General features: G+C 39.5%; 21 protein-coding genes. 11 read left to right on the top strand and 10 right to left on the bottom strand.

The annotated features are described in order from the left end of the window. Positions 1-15 precede the first annotated feature (15 nt). Positions 16-1086 carry a DUF3083 family protein gene (locus KG708_RS04120; protein ID WP_213608222.1) on the bottom strand — a complete coding sequence of 357 codons (1071 nt, stop codon included), beginning with the start codon at positions 1084-1086 and terminating at the stop codon, positions 16-18. A 214-nt stretch (positions 1087-1300) separates the two neighbouring features. Between KG708_RS04120 and glnS the strand changes: the two genes are divergently transcribed. Further along, entirely contained in the window at positions 1301-2965 is a 1665-nt protein-coding gene (gene glnS / locus KG708_RS04115; RefSeq protein ID WP_213608221.1) for a glutamine--tRNA ligase, read from the top strand. Between the two features lie 75 nt (positions 2966-3040). Here glnS and fur read toward each other — a convergent pair whose 3' ends face one another. From fur to KG708_RS04090, 5 genes are all read right to left on the bottom strand, one after another. Next, positions 3041-3484, bottom strand: coding sequence for a ferric iron uptake transcriptional regulator (gene fur, locus KG708_RS04110; RefSeq protein ID WP_213608220.1), 444 nt, complete (start codon positions 3482-3484; stop codon positions 3041-3043). A 184-nt stretch (positions 3485-3668) separates the two neighbouring features. Next, entirely contained in the window at positions 3669-4196 is a 528-nt protein-coding gene (fldA, locus tag KG708_RS04105) for a flavodoxin FldA (RefSeq protein WP_213608219.1), read from the bottom strand. A 13-nt stretch (positions 4197-4209) separates the two neighbouring features. Then, on the bottom strand, positions 4210-4488 hold the full coding sequence (gene ybfE, locus KG708_RS04100) for a LexA regulated protein (RefSeq protein WP_008113775.1): 279 nt from the start codon (positions 4486-4488) through the stop codon (positions 4210-4212). 2 nt (positions 4489-4490) lie between these two features. Further along, positions 4491-4712, bottom strand: coding sequence for a DUF2788 domain-containing protein (locus tag KG708_RS04095; RefSeq protein ID WP_213608218.1), 222 nt, complete (start codon positions 4710-4712; stop codon positions 4491-4493). A gap of 95 nt (positions 4713-4807) precedes the next feature. Beyond that, positions 4808-5575 carry an alpha/beta fold hydrolase gene (locus KG708_RS04090; RefSeq protein WP_213608217.1) on the bottom strand — a complete coding sequence of 256 codons (768 nt, stop codon included), beginning with the start codon at positions 5573-5575 and terminating at the stop codon, positions 4808-4810. A 215-nt stretch (positions 5576-5790) separates the two neighbouring features. Between KG708_RS04090 and seqA the strand changes: the two genes are divergently transcribed. The 7 genes from seqA to KG708_RS04055 all read left to right on the top strand — a co-directional run bounded on the left by seqA (position 5791) and on the right by KG708_RS04055 (position 13708). Next, positions 5791-6375, top strand: a complete 585-nt coding sequence (gene seqA, locus KG708_RS04085) for a replication initiation negative regulator SeqA (RefSeq protein WP_213608216.1) — start codon at positions 5791-5793, stop codon at positions 6373-6375. A gap of 9 nt (positions 6376-6384) precedes the next feature. Then, entirely contained in the window at positions 6385-8022 is a 1638-nt protein-coding gene (gene pgm / locus KG708_RS04080) for a phosphoglucomutase (alpha-D-glucose-1,6-bisphosphate-dependent) (protein WP_213608215.1), read from the top strand. A gap of 80 nt (positions 8023-8102) precedes the next feature. Beyond that, on the top strand, positions 8103-9155 hold the full coding sequence (astE, locus tag KG708_RS04075; protein WP_213608214.1) for a succinylglutamate desuccinylase: 1053 nt from the start codon (positions 8103-8105) through the stop codon (positions 9153-9155). Positions 9156-9420: 265 nt separating this feature from the next. After that, positions 9421-10635: a thiamine pyrophosphate-dependent dehydrogenase E1 component subunit alpha gene (locus KG708_RS04070; protein WP_213608213.1), complete on the top strand. Its 1215-nt coding sequence runs from the start codon at positions 9421-9423 to the stop codon at positions 10633-10635. Then, entirely contained in the window at positions 10635-11612 is a 978-nt protein-coding gene (locus KG708_RS04065; protein ID WP_013464999.1) for a transketolase C-terminal domain-containing protein, read from the top strand. Before KG708_RS04070 ends, KG708_RS04065 begins: the two co-directional genes overlap by 1 nt. Before the next feature lie 8 nt (positions 11613-11620). Next, on the top strand, positions 11621-13189 hold the full coding sequence (locus KG708_RS04060; RefSeq protein ID WP_213608212.1) for a dihydrolipoyllysine-residue acetyltransferase: 1569 nt from the start codon (positions 11621-11623) through the stop codon (positions 13187-13189). A 159-nt stretch (positions 13190-13348) separates the two neighbouring features. Next, positions 13349-13708, top strand: a complete 360-nt coding sequence (locus KG708_RS04055) for a DUF805 domain-containing protein (protein WP_213608211.1) — start codon at positions 13349-13351, stop codon at positions 13706-13708. Positions 13709-13766: 58 nt separating this feature from the next. Here KG708_RS04055 and KG708_RS04050 read toward each other — a convergent pair whose 3' ends face one another. Then, entirely contained in the window at positions 13767-14939 is a 1173-nt protein-coding gene (locus KG708_RS04050; RefSeq protein WP_213608210.1) for a putative manganese transporter, read from the bottom strand. An 85-nt stretch (positions 14940-15024) separates the two neighbouring features. Beyond that, positions 15025-16653, bottom strand: a complete 1629-nt coding sequence (locus KG708_RS04045) for a M28 family metallopeptidase (RefSeq protein ID WP_036982626.1) — start codon at positions 16651-16653, stop codon at positions 15025-15027. Between the two features lie 107 nt (positions 16654-16760). On the opposite strand from KG708_RS04045, the gene KG708_RS04040 reads away from it, so the two are divergent. The 3 genes from KG708_RS04040 to KG708_RS04030 are packed head-to-tail and all read left to right on the top strand — an operon-like array spanning position 16761 to position 19559. Continuing rightward, a complete protein-coding gene (locus tag KG708_RS04040; RefSeq protein ID WP_213608209.1) occupies positions 16761-17573 on the top strand; it encodes a DUF3025 domain-containing protein in 813 nt (270 codons plus the stop codon). Beyond that, positions 17570-18358: an ATP-binding cassette domain-containing protein gene (locus KG708_RS04035; protein ID WP_033103409.1), complete on the top strand. Its 789-nt coding sequence runs from the start codon at positions 17570-17572 to the stop codon at positions 18356-18358. Before KG708_RS04040 ends, KG708_RS04035 begins: the two co-directional genes overlap by 4 nt. After that, positions 18351-19559 (top strand): ABC transporter permease, encoded by a 1209-nt coding sequence (locus tag KG708_RS04030; protein WP_213608475.1) that lies wholly within the window; start codon positions 18351-18353, stop codon positions 19557-19559. The genes KG708_RS04035 and KG708_RS04030 overlap by 8 nt, the downstream gene beginning before the upstream one ends. A gap of 159 nt (positions 19560-19718) precedes the next feature. On the opposite strand, the gene KG708_RS04025 is transcribed toward KG708_RS04030, so the two are convergent. Further along, positions 19719-21443 (bottom strand): proline--tRNA ligase, encoded by a 1725-nt coding sequence (locus KG708_RS04025; protein WP_213608208.1) that lies wholly within the window; start codon positions 21441-21443, stop codon positions 19719-19721. Positions 21444-21571: 128 nt separating this feature from the next. Continuing rightward, positions 21572-22276 (bottom strand): tRNA (N6-threonylcarbamoyladenosine(37)-N6)-methyltransferase TrmO, encoded by a 705-nt coding sequence (gene tsaA, locus KG708_RS04020; protein ID WP_213608207.1) that lies wholly within the window; start codon positions 22274-22276, stop codon positions 21572-21574. Positions 22277-22351: the final 75 nt, after the last annotated feature.

Genomic DNA, 22351 nt, shown 5'->3' with positions numbered 1-22351 from the left:
GTATAGCCCTTAATCTTAAAACGGGTAACTAATATGCTGAAAAAATCGCAGAGATAAATCTTGGCGTTGTTTATTTATGGCTAATTCATCACATAATGCATGAATCGTTTTTTCTACATGGTTCATAAAGCGACCATAACCAATCTCATGTTTATTATGCTCGGCGGCAACAATAACAAAATGCAGTGTTTCTACTAGTTTATTTTCATCAAAAAAAACTTTTATTTGTGGTGTTGAGTTTTCTATATCAAAACTGATTTTTTGTAACTCATCATTTCCTTCATTTTTATCTACTTGGCTATTGCGAACGATTGGCATAGCACCATTTGCAACCATAGCTACATGGGTCAGTTTATTATCTTCACAGAGTTGGCTAAATAGTTGTGAGAAGTGGCTATAAAAGGGTTTATAAGTTTTGCTATTAATCTGTGTTTGAAATTGTGTTTTGATATTACGAGATACGGGAATAGAGAAGGTGGCGTAGGTCATTTCAGCGTGGCTACTCGGTATTGCGCACTGCCTTGATTGATAGCGAGGATATAAGCTTCTCAATTTATAACCATAACTTTCTTTATTACCTTTTTCTTTAGCAAATAAATCATAGGTTAAATGCTGATGATCGCGCAGTTTAAAAGGCGGTTGGTCTAAAAATAACTGTTCTTGTAAATGACTCAATACTTTTTGTACATTAGTATGAAATTGGGCTGATTGGGCGCGTATGTCTTCGCCGGTAGCTAAAAACAGCAGTCGGATTTTTTTACTCTGTTGATCTTCAGTGTGATGCAATTTGTGCGCTTCATGGTAGCGAGGGTTATAAAAAAATAACATCTGCTTATCGGTTTCAAGTTGGTATGACTCATCATGAAATCTCACCACGGGGAGTTTATCATTTGCGAGTAAATGCACATTATGTAGTTCATATTCATCACAGGATGCAAATAACTGACGCGCAATGCGTTCATAACAGGCATTAACATTACTAAAGTTTTTATAAAAATCTTCATTAGGTGTAATTTCAGCTAATAAGTAATGATTTGCACGTGCATTACTTGGAATATATATGCGGTGTTGATTTAATGAGGCCATCTTCGTTCCTTTAAGTTTGGTTTATTCGCCAACTATAAATCGCTTTAATGACTTTAATATTGCGCTAAAACAAATTTTGCTCATAAACTATCCCTTATCTAACAAACTTTGGTAATAACTGCATAAACCCGCATCTATTACTGTATGTTAAGGTTGGTTTTTGTAATAATGCAGTAGTTTTGTTATCACGCAATATACAGAGGTTTATAATCCTATGGCGGAAATTGAGAATCGCCCAAATAACTTTATTAGAACCCGAATTGATGAAGATTTAGCAAGTGGAAAACATGCCACAACGCATACCCGTTTTCCACCAGAACCTAATGGCTTTTTACATATTGGCCATGCAAAATCAATTTGCCTAAATTTTGGTATCGCCAAAGACTATAACGGTTTATGTAACCTTCGTTTTGACGATACAAATCCAGAAAAAGAAGATATTAATTACGTTAATTCGATTAAAGAAGATGTTCAGTGGTTAGGCTTTAATTGGGATGGCGAGATAAAATACTCGTCAAATTATTTTGACATACTTTACGACTATGCAGTCGAGCTGATTGAAAAGGGCCTAGCCTATGTTTGTTTTTTATCAGCCGATGAAGCTCGTCAGTATCGTGGTACATTAAAAGAGCCTGGTAAAAACAGTCCATACCGCGAAACATCACCTGAAGAAAATCTCGCATTATTTGAAAAAATGCGTAACGGTGAATTTAAAGAAGGTGAATGTGTCCTTCGCGCTAAAATAGATATGGCCAGCTCATTTATGGTGCTGCGCGATCCAATTATATACCGTATACGTTTTGCTAATCATCATCAAACAGCGGATAAGTGGTGCATTTACCCAATGTACGACTTCACGCATTGTATTTCTGATGCACTTGAAGGTATTACTCATTCATTATGTACGCTAGAGTTTCAAGATAACCGTCGTTTATACGACTGGGTATTGGATAACATCAGCCTTGAATGTCACCCGCAACAAATTGAGTTTTCACGTTTAAACCTTGAATACACAATTATGTCAAAGCGTAAGCTTAATGACTTAGTGGTTAATAAGCACGTAGAAGGGTGGGATGATCCGCGCATGCCAACTATTGCGGGTCTTCGTCGTCGTGGTTATACACCGGCATCTGTGCGTGAATTTTGTCAGCGTATCGGTATTACCAAGCAAGAAAACATGGTTGAAATGGGTATGCTTGAAGCGTGTATCCGTGATGACCTAAACGAAAATGCTCCGCGTGCAATGGCTGTACTTGATCCAGTGAAAATCGTGATTGAGAATTATGACGCCGACAAAGTAGAAACGCTTTCTGTGGCTAATCACCCAAATAAAGAAGAAATGGGTCGCCGTGAAGTGCCTTTCACGCGTGAAATTTTTATCGAACGCGAAGATTTCCGTGAAGAAGCGAATAATAAGTTTAAACGTTTAGTGCTTGATAAAGAAGTACGCTTACGTGGTGCTTATGTGATTAAGGCAGAGCGTGTTGAAAAAGACGACACTGGTGAAATTACCACTATTTACTGTACTTACGATCCTGAAACATTAGGTAAAAATCCAAGCGATGGTCGTAAAGTAAAAGGGGTTATTCATTGGGTATCTGCGCCTGAGTCAATTACTGCAGAAGTACGTTTATATGACCGTTTATTCAGTGTGCCTAACCCTGCAGCCGCAGAGGATTTTGAAAGTACGTTAAACCCAGACTCATTAGTGGTTATTTCTAATGCTAAACTTGAACCTTCATTGGCTAATTCTGTACCTGCACAAGGTTTTCAATTTGAGCGAACAGGCTATTTCTCACGTGACACTAAATCAGAGAATGTAGTATTTAATCAAACTGTAGGTCTACGTGACTCATGGGCTAAAATAGAGCAGAAATAACACGGCTCTGTTTTTAGTAATAAATAACAAAAAACCTGCTTAAAGCAGGTTTTTTCATAAAAATTAAACAGACTTTTAACTATTATTTTGCGAGAACGCTTTACATGCGTCTTTATCTTCACATTCACCATAGAGGTAAAGAGAGTGGTTAGTCAGTTTAATACCGTTTTCTTCAGCTATCTCAAGTTGACGACGCTCAATTAAATCATCCTCAAACTCAACAACTTTGCCACATTTTAAACACACTAAGTGGTCATGGTGAGTACTGCCAGAGAGCTCAAATACTGACTTGCCGCCTTCAAAGTGATGACGGCTTACAATTCCTGCATCATCAAATTGGTTTAATACACGGTAAACAGTCGCAAGACCAATTTCTTCACCTAGATCTAGTAGCACCTTGTAAACATCTTCAGCGCTTATGTGTTGGTTATCTGGAGATTGCAGTATCTCTAAAATTTTAATACGTGGCAAAGTTACCTTTAGCCCCGCTTTTTTAAGTTCCAAGTTATGATCAGTCATTAAATCTGTCTCAATTTTATTTAGTTATACTAGACATCTTGCTAGATGTACTCGTCACAATACTAGTTAGGATAACGTGCCTTTGCAGGAAGTGCAAAGAACAATTGATCTATATCAATATTAACGCGGAAAATGCTAACTGTTTGATAATATTTTAAACAATTAGCACAAAAAGAAGGGGGGATTAATCTGCTAATTCGCTTAAGCACATTTCATCATACACCTGAGCACACCACTGTTTAACGCGTTGCTCGGTAAGTTCTGGTTGACGGTCTTCATCAATTCCTAAACCTACAAAGTGCGTATCATCTGCCATGCCTTTTGATGCTTCAAAATCATAACTGTCGCTAGGCCAATGGCCAACAACAATAGCGCCACGTTCTGTTACGATATCATTGATCATGCCCATAGCATCTAAGAAGTATTCGGCATAGTCTTCTTGGTCACCGCAACCAAAAATGGCCACGAGTTTACCTTCGAAGCTTATTTCTTCAAGCTCAGGAAAGAAATCGTCCCAGTCACATTGCGCTTCACCATAATACCAAGTTGGAATACCAAATAAAATCAGATCAAACTCTGCAATCTCTTCTTTAGAGCTTTTTGCAATGTCATGAACAGCCACAAGTTTTTTGCCCAATTCTTTTTGGATCATTTTTGCTACGTGTTCTGTGTTACCTGTATCGCTTCCGAAAAAAATGCCTACACTTGCCATGGATTTAAACCTTTTATCTATCAATAGCCAATCTTTCTTGTAAAATTGTTTCGATCAACGCACTACGGCTAATATTTTGTGCATCTGCCATATCACTCAGTGCCTGATACAGCTGTGACGAAACTTTAAATTCAACACGTTTTAAACCACGCGCCTTATCTCTTTTTATTTGATTACGTTTATTAACCTTTAACTGCATATCCCGTGGTAGGGGATTAGTTTTAGGTCTGCCGGGGCGTTTCTCGTATTCAAATAAATCAAGCGTTGTTCTATCTGTTTCTGATTTGGCCATGCTTAACCTACACCCGCACCTTGCCAAAATACCTGAATAAGTCCTTTGGCAATAAAGCCCGAGCAACCTAAAAACAGTACCAGCCACACAATATAGCGGCCAAATTTAGGCACATTCGCACTTTTCAGTACGTCTTTAATTGCCAAGCCGATAAAAATAAATATACCTGCTAAGCCAAAGTACAACCCTAGGGTATCAAATTCGTTAATAAACTGACTAACCATCGACGTGTAACCTTTAAATTAAACGGCGCGTACTATAGCACATAAATATTTAATTATTTAGTGCGATAAATCAAAAACACACCATAAAAACAACATTAAACTGCAGTTAAAAAGTCATTGATTGCTTTGTTCACCGCCTGTGGTTTTTGAGCATGTAACCAATGACCTGCACCATGTATGATTTTGGCACTGACGTTTTTAAACAGTGCATTAATTGCTTCGCGGTGCTCGGCTAAAATATAGTCAGAATCATTACCCTTTATAAACAGAGTCTCGCATAAACAAGAATTATTTGCATTAATGTTGTTAGTAATTATTGAATATTTTTTATCGAGAACTGACAAATTAAATCGCCAGACAAATTGCCCGTCATCATTTTTATATAAGCTTTTTAATAAAAACTGACGTACACCTAACTCTTCTATATACGGTTGCATTATTGAATCAGCTTGCTTTCTATCACTAATATCTGCATTTTTTACTGCATTTAATGCCGCAAGTATTTGAGTATGGCGTGCAGGGTAGCTCACAGGCGCAATATCAAGAACCACGAGCTTATCGACTAAATCAGCATGGCTCAGTGCTATTTGCATCGCGACTTTACCGCCCATGGAGTGACCAACTATATGCGCTTTTTCTATATTTAAAGTTGCCATTAAATCAACGATATCACTCGCCATTGAATTATAATCCATCTCATCGCTATGGAGTGAAAGACCATGATTACGTAAATCAACATTGGTGACGCAAAAGTGTTGGCTTAATGGTTTTGCAATCACATTAAGGTTTTCTAAAGAGCCAAACAGGCCATGGATCAAAATAACATGGGTACCTTGACCAATTTGTTTATAATTTAATTGCATAGACGTTTCCTTCAATTTTGCGCATAGTTTGCCGAGCATTAACTTAAAAAGCAAAAAATACAGATATTATTCGTATGTTGTATTTAAAAGCACCTCGCTCTTTGATTACTCATTACTGCTAAGCTTAGAGTTGCGTAGGTTGTAACTCGCATTTCTATCTGGATTGGGTATAATCAGCGAGAAAGAAAAATGTGACCCGTAATGACAGGAAGAACATGAAACAAATTGACATAGACGACGAGTTATATCAGTACATTGCAAGCAATACACAAAGTATTGGTGAGAGTGCATCCACTATTTTACGTCGTTTATTAAATCTCAACGGCGAAAAAAATAACCCTACAAATTTAAAGACCGATCATAAAAATGAAACCGTTAACGTGTCTAATTCATCGGTAGAACAATCAATAGCAGATGATGATCAGCCAACCCAAAAGGCTAAACCGCAGGTAAATAAAAAAAATGCAAATGTATTTAATATTTTAAATAAAGAAGAGTTGGCAATGCAAAAAGGCGTTGTCGGTCGCTTCTTATTTATTTTAAGTGCATTTCACCGAACCCATAAAACAGATTTCTCTGCAGTGCTAGATATAAAAGGTCGTGATCGTGTTTATTTTGCTACCAGTAAAGAAGATTTAGTCAATAGCGGCAGCAGTATGAATCCAAAGAACATCACCGATAGTGAATATTGGGTGATGACTAATTCCAATACTACGCGCAAAAAAATGATGCTGCATGAAGTTGCGCTTAGTTTAGGCTATAGCAACGAGCAAGCTGAAAAAATTCGTGATTATCTTTAAGGAAAGACCATGGCAATTCATTCTGGCGCAGGTAAAACTGCACCTCAATCGGTTTTAGTGAATGTACCAAAGTTAGTGTCAGCGTACTATTTAAATGAGCCTGATTTAGAGCAAAACCCTGAACATTGTGTCGCATTTGGTACATCAGGGCACCGTGGCTGTGCGCACGATGTAAAATTTAATGAGTCCCACATATTATCTATTACTCAAGCAATTTGTGACTACAGAAAGCAAAACGATATATTTGGTCCATTATTTTTGGGCAAAGACACTCATGCATTAAGCGAAGCGGCCTTTAACTCTGCGATAGAAGTACTGGTTGCGAATGAAGTGCAAGTGATCACCCAAGAAAACGGTGACTTTACTCCAACGCCAGTTATAAGTCATGCGATTGTTAGTTATAATAAAAACCACCCAAATGAACTTGCCGATGGCATTGTAGTGACTCCATCTCATAATCCACCAGAAGATGGCGGGTTTAAATATAATCCTCCAAATGGCGGCCCTGCAGATACAGATGTAACAAAATGGATTGAAGACAGAGCCAATCAACTTTTACTTGAAGACTTAGTTGAAGTGGAATTATTTCCTTTTGCAAAAGCATCACGCTCTGGTTTTATTCGCTACCAAGATTTAATGACCCCTTACATTAATGACCTTGAAAATATTATAAATTTAAAAGCTATCAGTGAGGCAGGCATTAAAATTGGTATTGATCCATTAGGTGGCTCAGGCATTAACTTTTGGCCAGTGATCGCGCAAAAATATAATTTAGATTTAACGGTAGTTAATGACAGTGTTGATCCGCGTTTTGCATTTATGCCGCTTGATAAAGATGGCAAAATTCGTATGGATTGCTCATCACCGTATTCAATGGCTAATTTAATTGCCCTTAAAGATGATTTTGATTTATCGATTGGTAATGACCCTGATTATGACCGTCACGGCATAGTAACACCAGATGGGTTAATGAATCCTAATCACTTTTTAGCGGTAGCGATTGACTATTTACTGACTCATCGTGACTGGGGTGCCAGTGTTGAAATTGGTAAAACACTGGTTTCTAGTTCAATGATTGATAAAGTAACTGAGCGAAACAAGCGTAAAGTAAAAGAAGTACCGGTAGGTTTTAAGTGGTTTGTTGAAGGGCTAAACAAAGGTACATTAGCTTTTGGTGGCGAGGAAAGTGCCGGTGCCGCCTTTTTGCGCTTTGATGGTAGCGTATGGTGTACAGATAAAGATGGCTTTATCATGGGCTTACTTGCCGCTGAAATTCTTGCGGTTACGGGTAAAACTCCGTCTGCGTTATATAAAGAACTAGAGCAAGAATTTGGTGCGCCACTATACAAACGTTTAGATGCGCCAGCAACGGCTGAACAAAAGTCGCGATTAAAAGCACTTAGTGCTGATGATGTAAAAGTAAATACCTTAGCGGGTGAGCCTATCTTACAAAAGCTAACGCATGCACCAGGCAATAACGCGGCAATTGGTGGCTTAAAAGTGGTGACTGAAAACGGCTGGTTTGCAGCGCGTCCTTCAGGTACGGAAGATATTTATAAAATTTACTTAGAATCATTTAAAGGCGAAGAGCACTTAGCCTTATTAGAAAAAGAAGCTAAAAAACTGGTTGATTCAGTGATTAGCTAATATGCAATTACAACTAAAAACGGCTGATTTTATCAGCCGTTTTTGTATCTATAATTTACAAAAAAAGGGCTTTTATCGTTATGTCAGCCACTGCAGAATATATTAATCAATTAAAACAAGACGGTGATTTTTTAACGCTTTCGCGAAACCATGAATGGCATTTAGAGGCAGGTCAATTTACGCTTAATAACAATACTCAGGTTACCATACACGATACCGGAGTGATTGAGTTTGAACCTGATTGTATAACGTCAAAAAATGTGGTGCTATCTAGTGCCATTCATGGCAATGAGACAGCCCCCATTGAAATTTGTGATGAACTCATTAAACACATTATTAGTGGGCAACTTGAATTACAACAACGCGTTTTATTTATTTTTGGTAATCCTCAGTCAATTAATATGGGTAAACGATTTGTAGAAGAGAACTTAAACCGATTGTTTAACGGCCACCACAGTGTTGATGGCATAGCGATGAACGACGAACGTGTTCGTGCTACAAAACTTGAACAGTACGTGAGCGATTTTTATGCACGCTCAGAGCAGGGGACGTATCGCTGTCATTATGATTTACATACTGCTATTCGTGGCTCTAAAAACGAAAAATTTGCTGTTTATCCATTTTTACATGGCAAGCCATGGAAAAAGTCGCAACTGCAGTTTTTATTAAGCTGTGGTGTAAATACAGTATTGATGATGAAGTCGCCAGCTACCACATTTAGCTACTATTCGTCGTTTGTTCATGGTGCCGACTCATTTACTGTAGAGCTTGGGCAAGTGAAACCCTTTGGTGAAAATGATATGACTCGTTTTGAAAAAACGAAACAATCATTAACTGCATTAATTAGTCAAAAAGAAGTTAAATACCCAGAGTTTAATGCAAGCGACTTTGAGTTGTTTTCTGTTCATCGTACTATTAACCGCACAGAGCAAAACTTTAGTTTTCCGTTTTCTGACGATGCCGAGAATTTTACAGGGTTTGCAAAGGGTGAGCTTTTAGCCACCGATGGCGATAATGCCATATATGCCGACGTAGAAGGGGAAGCCATTATTTTTCCTAACGCGCAGGTTGCTATTGGTCAACGTGCATTACTGACAGTAGTCCCCATGCAAGTGGATAGCCGCTTTAGCTAAATCAACACATCAGACCACTTGTTATGAAAGTTTAACCAACTGATTAATAAGTGGTTAATTATATGTATAGTTAACTTGCCAGTTTTTTGCTCAATATTTACTTTTGTTTGGTCACAGTTTTGTTGAATAACACTTTACGTTAACGTAAAGTGTTGGCAGCTTTAATTAAATACAGTGCAGATGTTGCAAAGTTTATTCAGCAACTATCACCCATAATAATAATCCAAAGGGGCGCTGTGATACCGACAACAAAAGAAGGTAGGTTATGAGTAATCCCAATAACGTATCGCTGAATATTAATCATGAGCTTGAGTTTATTGACGGCCACGCACTTAATATTCCAACCCTGAGTATTTTAACTGAGGACGGCGACATTCATCCTAGTGCTCCTGCACCTGATATTTCTAAACACACCGCTATTAAATTATACGAAACCATGCGTTTTATTCGTTTGCTTGATGAACGTATGCAGGGTGCTCAACGCCAAGGCCGCGTCAGCTTTTACATGCAATGTTTAGGGGAAGAAGCGGCGGTAACTGCCTCTGCTGCAGCCCTTGAACAAGATGACATGATCATGGCGCAATACCGTGAACAAGCAGCCTTGCACTACCGTGGATTTACCCTTGATCAATTTATGAACCAAATGTTTTCTAATGAATTAGATTTAGGTAAAGGCCGTCAAATGCCGATCCATTATGGTTCTAAAGCACTTAACTATATGACCATTTCATCACCTTTGGGAACACAAATTCCACAGGCTACGGGTTACGCATATGGTCAAAAAGTAAAACACATTGATGCTAAAACAGGTGAACTAGCAAGTACTATTGATAACGTTACTATTTGTTATTTTGGAGAAGGGGCTGCCTCAGAAGGTGACTTTCATGCAGGCTTAAATATGGCTGCAGTACATAAATCACCGGTTATCTTTTTTGCACGTAACAATGGTTATGCTATTTCAACCCCAGCCGATGAGCAATTTAAAGGCGATGGGATTGCTTCACGTGGTGTGGGTTATGGTATTAAAACCATTCGTGTTGATGGTAGTGATGCGCTCGCCGTTTACGCGGCAACTAAAAAAGCCCGCGAAATTGCTGCGACACAAGGTGAACCGGTATTAATTGAATCGATAGCGTATCGTTTAGGTGCGCATTCAACATCAGATGATCCAAGCGGTTACCGTTCAAAAGATGAAGAAGCAAACTATAAAACATGCCCAATTGAGCGCTTTAGAAAATGGTTAGTAAAACAAAATTGGTTAGATGACGCAGAAGATATCAAAGCGAAAGAAACAATTCGTGATGATATTTTAGCGGCACTAAAACGCGCTGAAGTAATTGATAAGCCGGCGTTAGAAGAGCTAATTTCAGATGTTTACGATACGCCAATTCCATCTTTACAACGTCAATATGATGAACTTAAAACACATATAAAAGCACATCCAGACGCCTACCCAACAACAGCAGGGAGAATTAAGTAATGGCTAAAATGAACATGCTACATGCAATTAATTCTGCTTTAGATATCACCATGAATGAACATCCTCAAGCGTGTATTTTTGGTGAAGACGTGGGTTATTTTGGCGGTGTTTTTAGAGCAACATCAGGGTTACAAGAAAAGTACGGTAAGCATCGCGTATTCAATACCCCGCTCACAGAGCAAGGTATTTTAGGCTTTGCAAATGGTTTGGCAGCCTTTGGTGCACCCGCGCTTGCTGAGATTCAATTTGCTGATTACATCTTTCCTGCGTTTGATCAAATTGTGAATGAATCGGCTAAGTTTCGCTACCGTAGCGGTAATGAATTCAACGTAGGTAATCTAACAATACGCACACCTTACGGCGGCGGGATTGCTGGTGGTTTGTATCACTCGCAATCGCCAGAAGCATATTTTGCTCATACGCCAGGGTTAAAAATTGTCGTGCCGCGTAACCCGTACCAAGCTAAAGGCTTACTGCGTGCGTGTATTAAAGACGACAATCCAGTGTTATTTTTTGAGCCCAAACGTTTATACCGCGCATCAACTGGTGAAGTGCCTGAAGAAGATTACAGCATTGAACTTGGTAAAGCTGAAGTGGTTCAAGAGGGTACTGACGTTACTTTATTAGCGTGGGGGGCACAAATGGAAATTATAGAAGCCGCGGCAAAGCAAGCCAGTGAACAGGGCATTAGCTGTGAAGTGATTGACCTTCGCAGTATTTTACCATGGGATGTTGAAACGATTGCTAAATCAGTGACTAAAACAGGCCGTCTTATTGTTAGTCATGAAGCACCTATTACTAACGGTTTTGGCGCAGAAATAGCCGCAACCATCGCTCAAGAGTGTTTTCTGCATTTAGAATCGCCTATTTTACGTGTTTGTGGTCTAGATACACCATACCCGCTGGCGCTTGAAAAAGAATATGTTCCAGATGCATTAAAAGTAATGGCCGCAATTAAACAATCAGTGAACTTTTAGGGGTTTCCATGGCGAAAGATTTTATATTACCCGACATTGGTGAAGGCATAGTTGAATGCGAAGTAGTCGAATGGCTGGTACAAGAGGGCGACACTGTAAAAGAAGATCAGCCTATTTGTGATGTGATGACAGATAAAGCCTTAGTGCAAATTCCAGCGGTACACGATGGGGTGATCACTAAGCTGCATTGTAAAAAAGGCGATATTGCTAAAGTACATGCGCCGTTATTTGCAATGGATGTGGCTGGAGAAGCACCCAGTGAAGAGGCTGAAACATCTTCTTCACCAACAAGTACTCGTGAACACTTAGAAGACTTTATTTTACCCGACATTGGTGAGGGTATTGTTGAGTGTGAAATTGTTGAATGGTTAGTGGCAGAGGGCGATGAAATAGAAGAAGATCAAGCCGTTTGTGATGTAATGACCGATAAAGCGCTAGTACAAATACCGGCTAAATACACCGGTACAGTGCAAAAGCTGTATTATCAAAAAGGTGAAATTGCAAAGGTGCATAGCCCACTGTTTCAAATGACGATTGCAGGGCAAGCCGCAAAAGAAGACGTTGATGTTAACCAAGCTGTTGTAAAAGCACAAAGTAACGCAACGTCAGACGCACCTGCTGAGCAAACGCAAACTGCAATAGTTAACGAAAAAGCGGTTGCATCACCGGCGGTTAGGCGTAAAGCGCGTGAGCTTGACGTTGATTTAACCTGCGTACCAGGCAGTGGTAAAAATGGCCGAATTTATAAACAAGATATTGAAGCGTTTATAAAAAATGAAGTGCCATCTGGCATGGATACCTCTGAGCTTAACAAGCCACAAACGACTCAGAGTAAAAACACTCGTAGTACTGAACACGCAACTAGTTCGGGTGGAACGCGAACAGAAGCAATTAAAGGCATTAAAGCGGCCATGGCAAAACAAATGGTGGCGTCGGTTTCTACTATTCCACATTTTACCTACAGTGATGAAATTGACTTAACTGATTTAATTGCACTTCGAACTGATCTTAAAGAGCAATATAAAGCACAGGGCGTTAAACTTACGATGATGCCGTTTTTTATTAAGGCGTTATCGTTGGCAATGACTGAATTCCCGGTACTTAACTCAAAAGTAAACGATGATTGCAGTGAAATTACCTACTACGATGATCACAATATCGGGGTTGCAGTGGACTCTAAAGTGGGCTTATTAGTACCAAATATTAAAGCCTGCCAAACTAAAAGTATTGTAGAGGTAGCTAATAATTTAACGCAATTAACTGACTCAGCTCGAGAAGGCCGCGTAGCACCAGATGATTTAAAAGGCGGTACTATTAGCATTTCGAACATTGGTGCGATTGGTGGCACTATAGCTACGCCAATTATTAATAAGCCAGAAGTGGCGATTGTTGCCTTAGGTAAATTACAGCACCTTCCGCGCTTTGACGAGCAAGGGCAAGTGGTATCGCGTGCAATTATGCAAGTAAGTTGGTCAGGGGATCACCGTGTAATTGATGGCGGCACTATCGCGCGCTTTAATAATTTATGGAAAGAATACTTAGAGCAGCCAGCTAAAATGATGATGGCAATGCGCTAATTCTTTTTGATGATTTATTAAAAAACTATTTAAAAAACCAGCATAAAGCTGGTTTTTTTCTTTAATAAATTTATATTTTTAATTAAGATACAAATGTAACCAAATAGGTAACGCTGTACGCCCTTTAGGGAATATAAAAAATAACATTAAGGAAATTTTATGGAACATTATATGAATGCATTGCGTAGCTATGCAGATTTTTCAGGACGTAATCGCCGCAAAGCATTTTGGATGTTTATGTTAATTAATTTGATTTTTTCGCTTTTAACAAGTGTTATAGATGGTATTACAAACACAATGTTTGTAAGCACAATATATAGCTTGGCTTTATTGATTCCTCAACTAAGTGCGGGTGCTCGCCGTCTTCACGATACCAATCGTTCAGGTTGGTGGCAATTACTTTGGCTAGTGCCTGTGGTTGGTTGGATCATTCTAATTATCTTCTTAGCGCAAGACTCGCAAGAAGGTGAAAACGATCACGGTACTAATCCAAAAGAAGTTGAATTACACACTACTTAATTAAGTAACTTGTAAACATTTTAAGCTCAGCCATTGCTGAGCTTTTTTATGTAAAAAATTAAGTTACAAAGTAATACAGGCCATAACCAACTAATAACGCGGGAATAGCGGTATATAGCGTGGCAATAATAGCCGCTTTAGGTGTCATTGCAATGGCTGGGAAAAGCGCATCGCCATCGTTGGAAATGGCATTGGCCGCTAATGCGCTAAACGGAATAACCCCTTGAATATATAAAGTGGTAACAATTATTTGCGGGCCACAGCCAGGTAAAAAACCAATTAATACCGCTATGAGCGGGGCCATATAAGCATAATTTAAAAACCATGTTTTTAAGTCAAGGCCAAACACTGTCACCAGTAGTTCAAATAATATAAAGGAGGCAACCACCCACGCGGTTACAAAATGAGTATCTTGCAGTACTTTTGTGAGTTTTGAAGGTGGACTGCATATATCATCTTCTGAGGTTACTTCTTTATAGCTTTCACCTTTTGAAGATAACGCCCACATAAATACGACAAACAAGGCCATTAATGCGCCAAAATGAGTAACAGTCAATGTGGTGTACTGCCCAAATTGGCTCAAATCAATATTAAAAGCGAGTAAAAAGGCAATGAGTAACCCCGGAATAATAGCGATGTACCAAATAGGCTTACTGAGCGTAATTATTTTCGTCGGTAAAAGGGTAACCTGTGGTGTGTGCTTTTGATCAGTTGGGCATAAGTAGCCTGTTTTATGAAGTGTGTTGACGATTAAACCCGTTACAGAACCAACCACAAACCCTATTGCCATGATGGTTAAACCCTCGGTAGGGCGAGTCGCTAATAATAAAAACGCGGCATCACCCATTGTGGCCGTTAATACCGCCACAATTGCGCCAAAGCTTGCTTGTCCTTTTGTAAATTGAGTCACCACAATAATCGCGCCACCACAGCCTGGTAACATGCCTAAAAAAGCAGCAAAGCTGACCTCTAATACCGGTGACTTAGCATTTAGGTAACGAAGCTCTAGTTGGGGTAAATGATCAATCGCGTAGTAGTAAATAAATAAGGTCGCAGCAACAAACACACTCACTTGAAAAAAAGCATCACTGAGTGCAGTAATTGTTATGGTGCGTAAATCGGGCAGGGCTAGACAGACTAAAATTAACAGAGGTAAAATTAGGCGTTTATTTTGATGAAAAACACGTTTTGCAGCTGGCGAAATAACTCCTAAATGGGATGTTAAAAACATACAGTACGACCTAATTAAAGAATGAGATCGCACTGTACTATTTTATTAAATGATAATCAATATCATTTACGTGTTGGCGCAGTAGTTACTTTTTACGTTGAAACTCTGAGTTTTCATTCCACGTAGGCCACTGAGTTTGTTGTGAAATATCAAAACCTACTTTATAAAATAATTGTAAATCTTGAACCGCACCTGATAAATCCCACTCATCGCGGTATCTATCACAAGGTTGATGGTAACAACCACGTAGTACTAAGCTCATACGCTTACGGTAATTTGCAGTTTCTTCATCAAACGCTTGTGTACCGCCACCGGCATACATGGCAGGAACACCCATATTAGCAAAGGCAAAGTGATCTGAGCGGTAGTAACCACCTGAAGATGGTTTAGGGTCGCCCGATACTGTTCTGCCTTGCTCTTTGGCCGCAGTTGCTAATAGCTCATCCATTTGTGATTTACCAATACCCACCACACTAATATCTTTTACTTTACCTAATAGGTTTAAGCTGTCCATATTAATATTTGCAACGGTTTTATTAGCTGGAATAACTGGATTCGCAGCATAATATTTCGAGCCTAATAAACCTTGCTCTTCAGCGGTTACCGCTAAAAAGGTCATTGAACGGTCAGGGCGTTTACCTAGTTTAGTAAAGGCTTCGGCAACTTCTATCATACCGGCTGTTCCTGTTGCGTTATCGTGTGCGCCGTTATAAATTTGATCGCCTTTACGGTTTTTATCCGTTCCTAAATGATCCCAATGCGCAGAGTAAATAATATGCTCATCGGGTGTTTTACTACCAGGAAGAGTGGCAATAAAGTTATAAGATACCGATTTTTTGATGGTGTTCTTTACATTCACAGTGGCTGTTAAATCGCCCATATCAACATGGTAAGCACCTTTGGCAGCGTTTGCTTTGGCGGTTTCAAAATCAAGGCCTGCTTTAGAAAAAAGCTCTTTCGCTACATCAACAGTAACCCAACCTTCAACAGCAACACGGTCCATATTATTGTTTTCTTTTACGAAACCAAATTGCTCGCCACTCCATGAGTTCTCAACCACAGACCACGGGTAAGACGCTGGAGCAGTTTCATGAATAATAATAGCGCCTGCAGCACCTTGACGGCTTGCTTCTTCGTATTTGTAAGTCCAACGCCCGTAATAGGTCATTGCATCGCCGGTGAATAAAGCAGGATCTTTAGTTGCAAAACCCGGATCGTTTACCAGCATAACAACGGTTTTACCTTTAACATCTAGGCCTTCGTAATCATTCCAGTTATATTCAGGTGCGTTAACACCGTAGCCCACAAATACAAGCTCCGAGTTTTCAATTCCTTCTTGCGCACTAATACGGCTGCTGCCCATAACCATGTCTTTTTTGTATTGGTAGTCTTTACCGCCAATATTAAGCACCATATCAGAGTCTGCTTCTAACGATACAAGCGGCACTTCTTGGAAAAAGCTGTCGCCATTTCCCGGCTCAAAGCCTAAAGCAGTAAATTCTTTTGTTAAGTAATCAAGCGTAAGCTTTTCACCTTCAGATGAAGGAGCACGTCCACCAAATTCATCAGAAGCTAACACTTTTACATGCTTAGCAATTTCATCCGCTTGAATGCTGTTGTAGCCTTTAGCGACATCATCAGATGTGATACTTGTTGTTGCACAGCCGGCTAAAATTGCCGTTGTTATTAGGGTCAAAGAAAAATAACGTTTCATATTGGCTCTTTTTTTGTTCTAAGTAGCGTTAGTATATGAACTTCTGTTAATTAGAACCAGTTTTTGCGGTAAACTGTTGCTGATAAAAATGTACAGTAAAGGTAACAATGAAGCGTTTTACTCCCCCAGAACAATTTCAAGTAACGAGTATAAATGGAGGTGCATTTGAGCACCTTCGTCAGCTGTTTAAAATAGATCAGCAAACAGACTGGCCTGAGCCTGCGTACTTTACCCCGTATTTAAACGCCATCAATGCTAATAATCTCCCAATTCGTTTTGTCGATGATGCCAAGGTTGATTTTGCTGAGCGCTATTATGAACAAGTTATTTTTGAAACAGGAGAGGTACCCACTCGTCAACAAAACTGGCATGATCTGTTTGGTGGTTTTATTTGGTGTTTATTTCCAAAAACAAAAGCCCTTATTAATCAGCGTCATGTTGATGAAATAGCGTTGCATGGGTTAAAACAGCGTAGCAAACATCGTAACGCTTTAACCCTGTTTGACGAATGCGGTGTGGTTTTAGCTATTAGCGATTCTAACTGGAAAGAGTGGTTTAGAGACCACCAGTGGAAAACTGCGTTTATAGAGCATAGAGAGCTGTGGGGTAAAACCATAGCGCCTTTCATGTTTGGTCATGCTAATTATGAAATGTTAACCAAACCTTATATTGGACTGACTGGCAAAGCCTTATTTGTAAATGTACCGGATGAAATATTTTGTAAAGATTTAGTAACTCAATACCAGTACCTAGATCAGCGCCTTTATGAGATGATTAAAACTGATGATTGTTTAGCCGATAACAAACAGCTTTCACCTTTACCTTTATTAGGTGTTCCTGGTTGGTGTGATGAGAATAACAATCCATCATTTTACGATAACACGGACTATTTTAGACCGAAACGAAGGACACGAAAATGATAGAAGTTACCGCGCTTAAAAAGAAGTTTAAGCTCACTAAAGATCATAAAAAAAATAAAATAGATGATATAGACCCCCGTGAGGATAAAGATTATTTTCACTCGGTTAAAAATGTCAGCTTTAGCTGTGCAAAAGGCGAAGTACTAGGGCTGTTAGGGCCTAATGGTGCGGGGAAAACCACGACATTAAGAATGATCTCTACCGCTTTAAAACCTGATGATGGCAGTATTACTATTGCAGGAAACGACATAATTAAAAAGCCACTCATTGGGCGTAAGTGTATTGGTTTTTTATCCGGCTCTACTGGTTTATATGGTCGTTTAACGGTAAAAGAAAACATAGAGTACTTTGCAAAACTGCATGGCATGAGCAAGCAGGCTATCAAGGCACGCTGTGAAGAGTTATTTACCTTACTCGATATGCATAAATTTATTGATAAACGCGCTGAGAACCTATCAACCGGCATGAAGCAAAAAGCCAACATTGCGCGTGCTGTGGTACATCACCCAGATGTTGTTATTCTCGATGAGCCAACTACTGGGCTTGATATTATGACCACTCAAACAGTAATTAACTTTATTAAAGGCTTAAAAGCACAAGGAACTCCGGTTATTTTTTCTACGCACCATTTAGATGAAGTCGCTCTTTTATGTGACCGCGTTGCGGTAATTAATGAAGGCGTTAGTTGTTTTGATGGCACGCTCGCTGAATTTAAACAGGCAGGCAACAGTGAAGAATTAAATCAAGCGTTTATGAACATATTAACGGAGAAACATGATGTTTGAAGTATTTAAAAAGGAATTAACAGAGCTACTACGCGATAAAAAAACTTTATTGTTCGTAGTGGTATTTCCTATTGTGGTTTTCCCGTTGTTATTTGCTGTGGTTGCGTTTATATCCTCGCAAGCTGCGCTTGATGCTGAACAAAAAGTAAATACCTATGTGATTATCAATGGCGACTATGCACCAGAATTTACTGATAAAGTGTTTTATCACAAAAGCTTTGAGTTATATAAAGGTGATAAAACCTTCAACAGTGTTGAGGAGCTAAAAGCTGGTGTAAACGCCGGCGATATCGACATGGGAATATACCTGCCAAGTGATGCAGTGCAAACATTAAATGAGCAAAAGCAAAGCGAATGGCAAGTTGTATTCAATGATTCAAAATCAATTAACTTCTTATTTGAGCGTGTCAAAGAGCTTGCTAAAGAGTACAGTGATACTTTACAAGAAAGTAAATTATTGAGCTTTGGTATAGATAAAAGCGCACAAGAATCTATTTTAAAGCCAGTTAATGTAGTTAAAGTAGACACTGCCGATAAGCGCGAAAACCTAGGTGAAAAAGTGGGTGGGTTTTTACCTTATCTACTTATTCCGTTAGTACTGGTAGGCGCAACGTATCCAGCTATTGATTTAGGGGCCGGTGAAAAAGAACGAGGTACCTTAGAAACCTTATTACTTACACCTATTACTCGTACCGAGCTAGTATTGGGTAAATTCATTACTCTACTCACCACGTCAATTGCATCAACCACTATAACCGTAATTAGTATGGGGTGTTGGATAGCCTTAGCGCTGGCTTTTGCTGATCTTGAATTTATCAAAGCCGCTTTTAGTACATTGGCTATCACAGACTTACTAATGATTTTTGTCTTATTATTGCCTATAGCAGCAACCTTTTCTGCATTAGCTCTGGCAATATCAATCTATGCACGCTCGTTTAAAGAAGCGCAAAATTACATGACGCCATTAAGCATGGTCGTGTTTTTCCCGATTATTATTTCAATAATGCCTAACATGGAACTGACTTCTAAAACGGCGTTTATTCCGGTAACTAACGTCGCCTTAGCGATTAAAGAAATTGTTAAAGGCACCGTTGATTACACGCTGGTGGGATTGATATTCCTAGCAACAGCACTCATCGCTGGGGCACTACTGGCATTTTGTGTGAAATGGTTTAATCGTGAAGATGTGTTGTTTAGATAATTCATAAGTATAAAAAGGTCGCAGAGCGACCTTTTTTATTAATTATTATTAGGTTTTAGTGCTGAAATGAGTACTTAAAAATCGAGCTTGGCTTACAGGAATTAATAAAAAACCGCTGTATGAAAAAATCATACAGCGGTTTTTTAATTAAATTTAAGCTTATGCATTAAATTGATTTTTGATTGTTTCAATCGCGCTATCAATATCTATCATTAGCTTTTCACCAGTGCGGCGGTTTTTAAGTTCTACCTTGTTTTCATCAAGGTTACGCTCACCAATTACAAGCGTGTAAGGTACACCGAGTAATTCCATGTCGTTAAACATAACACCAGGGCGCTCTTTACGGTCATCAAATAGCACATCTAAACCTGCATCTTTCAAACCTTGATATAGATTATTAGCAATATCAGGGATACGATGCGATTTATGCATATTCATTGGCACAATTGCTAAATCGAAAGGGGCGATGGCTTTAGGCCAGGTAATACCGTATTGGTCGTTATTTTGCTCAATGGCAGCGGCAACAACACGCGATACACCAATACCATAACAACCCATAGTCATTGTTTGGTTTTTACCCGATTCGCTTAATACACCTGCTTTCATTGCTTCTGAGTACTTAGTACCTAGTTGGAAAATATGACCAACTTCAATACCGCGCTTAATTTGCAACGTGCCTTGACCACACGGGCTAGGATCGCCCTCAACAATATTACGGATATCAGCAACTTCGTAGTCTGTTACGTCGCGGTCCCAGTTAATACCACTAAAGTGCTCATCGTCTTTGTTGGCACCAGCTACAAAATCAGCCATTACATTCGCTGTTCTATCAACAATAATTGGCATGTTTAAGCCAACAGGGCCTAAAGAACCCGGTTTTGCGCCAATGGCAGCCACAATATCTGCCTCGGTTGCCATTTCTAATGGTGCAGCAACCAGTGGGTGTTTTTCAGCTTTAAGTTCATTAAGCTCGTGATCGCCACGCAGTACTAGTGCAACTAAGCCACGTTTTCCGTCTTCATCAGGGGCGCCATAAACAATCAGTGTTTTAACACCGCGATGTGGTTTTACACCATAGTGTTTTTTCAGCTCATTAATTGTTTTAGCATCAGGCGTTGGGAATGCTTTTAGCTCTTTGCTTGCTTCAGGGCGCGATTCAGTTGGCGCTAGCGCTTCAGCTTTTTCAATATTAGCGGCGTAGTCACTGGCATCACTAAAGGCAATAGCGTCTTCGCCAGATTCAGCAAGTACGTGAAACTCATGCGATACACTACCGCCTATAGAGCCGGTATCAGCAATAACAGGGCGGTAATCTAGGCCTAAACGTTCAAAAATATTACAGTAGGCTTTATGCATTACTTGATAAGTTGCATCTAAACATTCATCGGTTAAATGGAATGAGTAGGCATCTTTCATGGTAAATTCGCGGGCACGCATTACACCAAAACGTGGACGACGTTCGTCACGTACTTTAGTTTGTACTTGGTACAGAGTAATAGGCAATTGCTTGTAGCTGTTAATTTCTTTGCGGACAAAATCAGTGATCACTTCTTCATGTGTCGGGCCCATAGCAAATTCACGATCATGGCGGTCAGTAAAGCGCATTAGCTCAGGACCAAACTCACTCCAACGACCCGATTCTTCCCATAAGTCAGCAGGTTGAATTACTGGCATGAGCATTTCAATAGCGCCTGCTTTATCCATTTCTTCGCGTACTATGTTTTCTACTTTTCTAAGCACACGTAAACCAGAGGGAAGCCACGTGTATAAACCTGAGGCGACGCGACGGATCATTCCGGCTCTTAGCATTAATTGATGCGAAACAATTTCCGCATCAGATGGCGTTTCTTTAAGTGTAGCGAGTATATATTGACTAGTACGCATTTTTTTTCCGAAATAGAGTAATATGTTCTTTTAATTAAGGCGATCAGTTTACCAGCGGTTGCATTGACACTAAAGCGCTAAGTGATTATTTATCGTATTTTATAGCCATAGCAAAGCTTTCGCTCGATTTAGCAATTTTCTATCTGGGTAACCAAGTGATGTGAATCGGTTACTTGCCAAGTAATGTTGTATTCATACAAATTCATGCCATAACTTTGTATGCCTTGTTTTTGCTTTTTATACGCAGGGCGTGGGTCTTGTTTTAGTACATTACTAATAAACGCTTGCAGGTCAGGGTAGTGACTTTGCTTGTTTATAAATGCTATAGCCTGTTGACTAAATTCAACACTCATGTGAGTTTCTGGACGCGTGTCGGCAAAACCTGCGCTGGCATCAGGTAATGAGTCTGAATAGGGCAAATAAGGCTTTATGTCTATAATGGGTGTGCCATCAAGTAAATCAATACCGGCGAGCAATAACGCCAACTGGCCATTTTTGTATTCAATTCCCTCCAGCTTAACAGCACTCATGCCAATGGCGTTAGGTCTGAATGTGGCACGTGTGGCAAATACGCCCTTGCGTTCGTTCCCACCTAAACGAGGCGGACGAACCATTGCTGAATAGCCTTTATCTGCGGTTTCATGAAAACGAAATAACAGCCAAATATGGCTAAATTCATCTAAACCACGAATAAATTCTTCACGATTAAAATCTGGAGCAAAAATGAGTTTCGCTTTTGCTTCTGGCACGAGTCGTGGTTGTCTAGGAATGGCAAATTTTTGTTTATACGGTGATTGGATATGGCCAATAGCCGAAATTTGATAATCGCTCATAATGCTCGCTAACAAATAAAATAGGGGGGTATTCTACCTGTAATTGCCATTGGTGGCATTAGCTTAATTTGGAGA

This window comes from Pseudoalteromonas sp. (assembly GCF_018402495.1).
Lineage (GTDB): Bacteria > Pseudomonadota > Gammaproteobacteria > Enterobacterales > Alteromonadaceae > Pseudoalteromonas.
The sequence above is the reverse complement of the archived record's forward strand: the minus strand, read 5'-3'. Positions and strand labels throughout refer to the sequence as shown.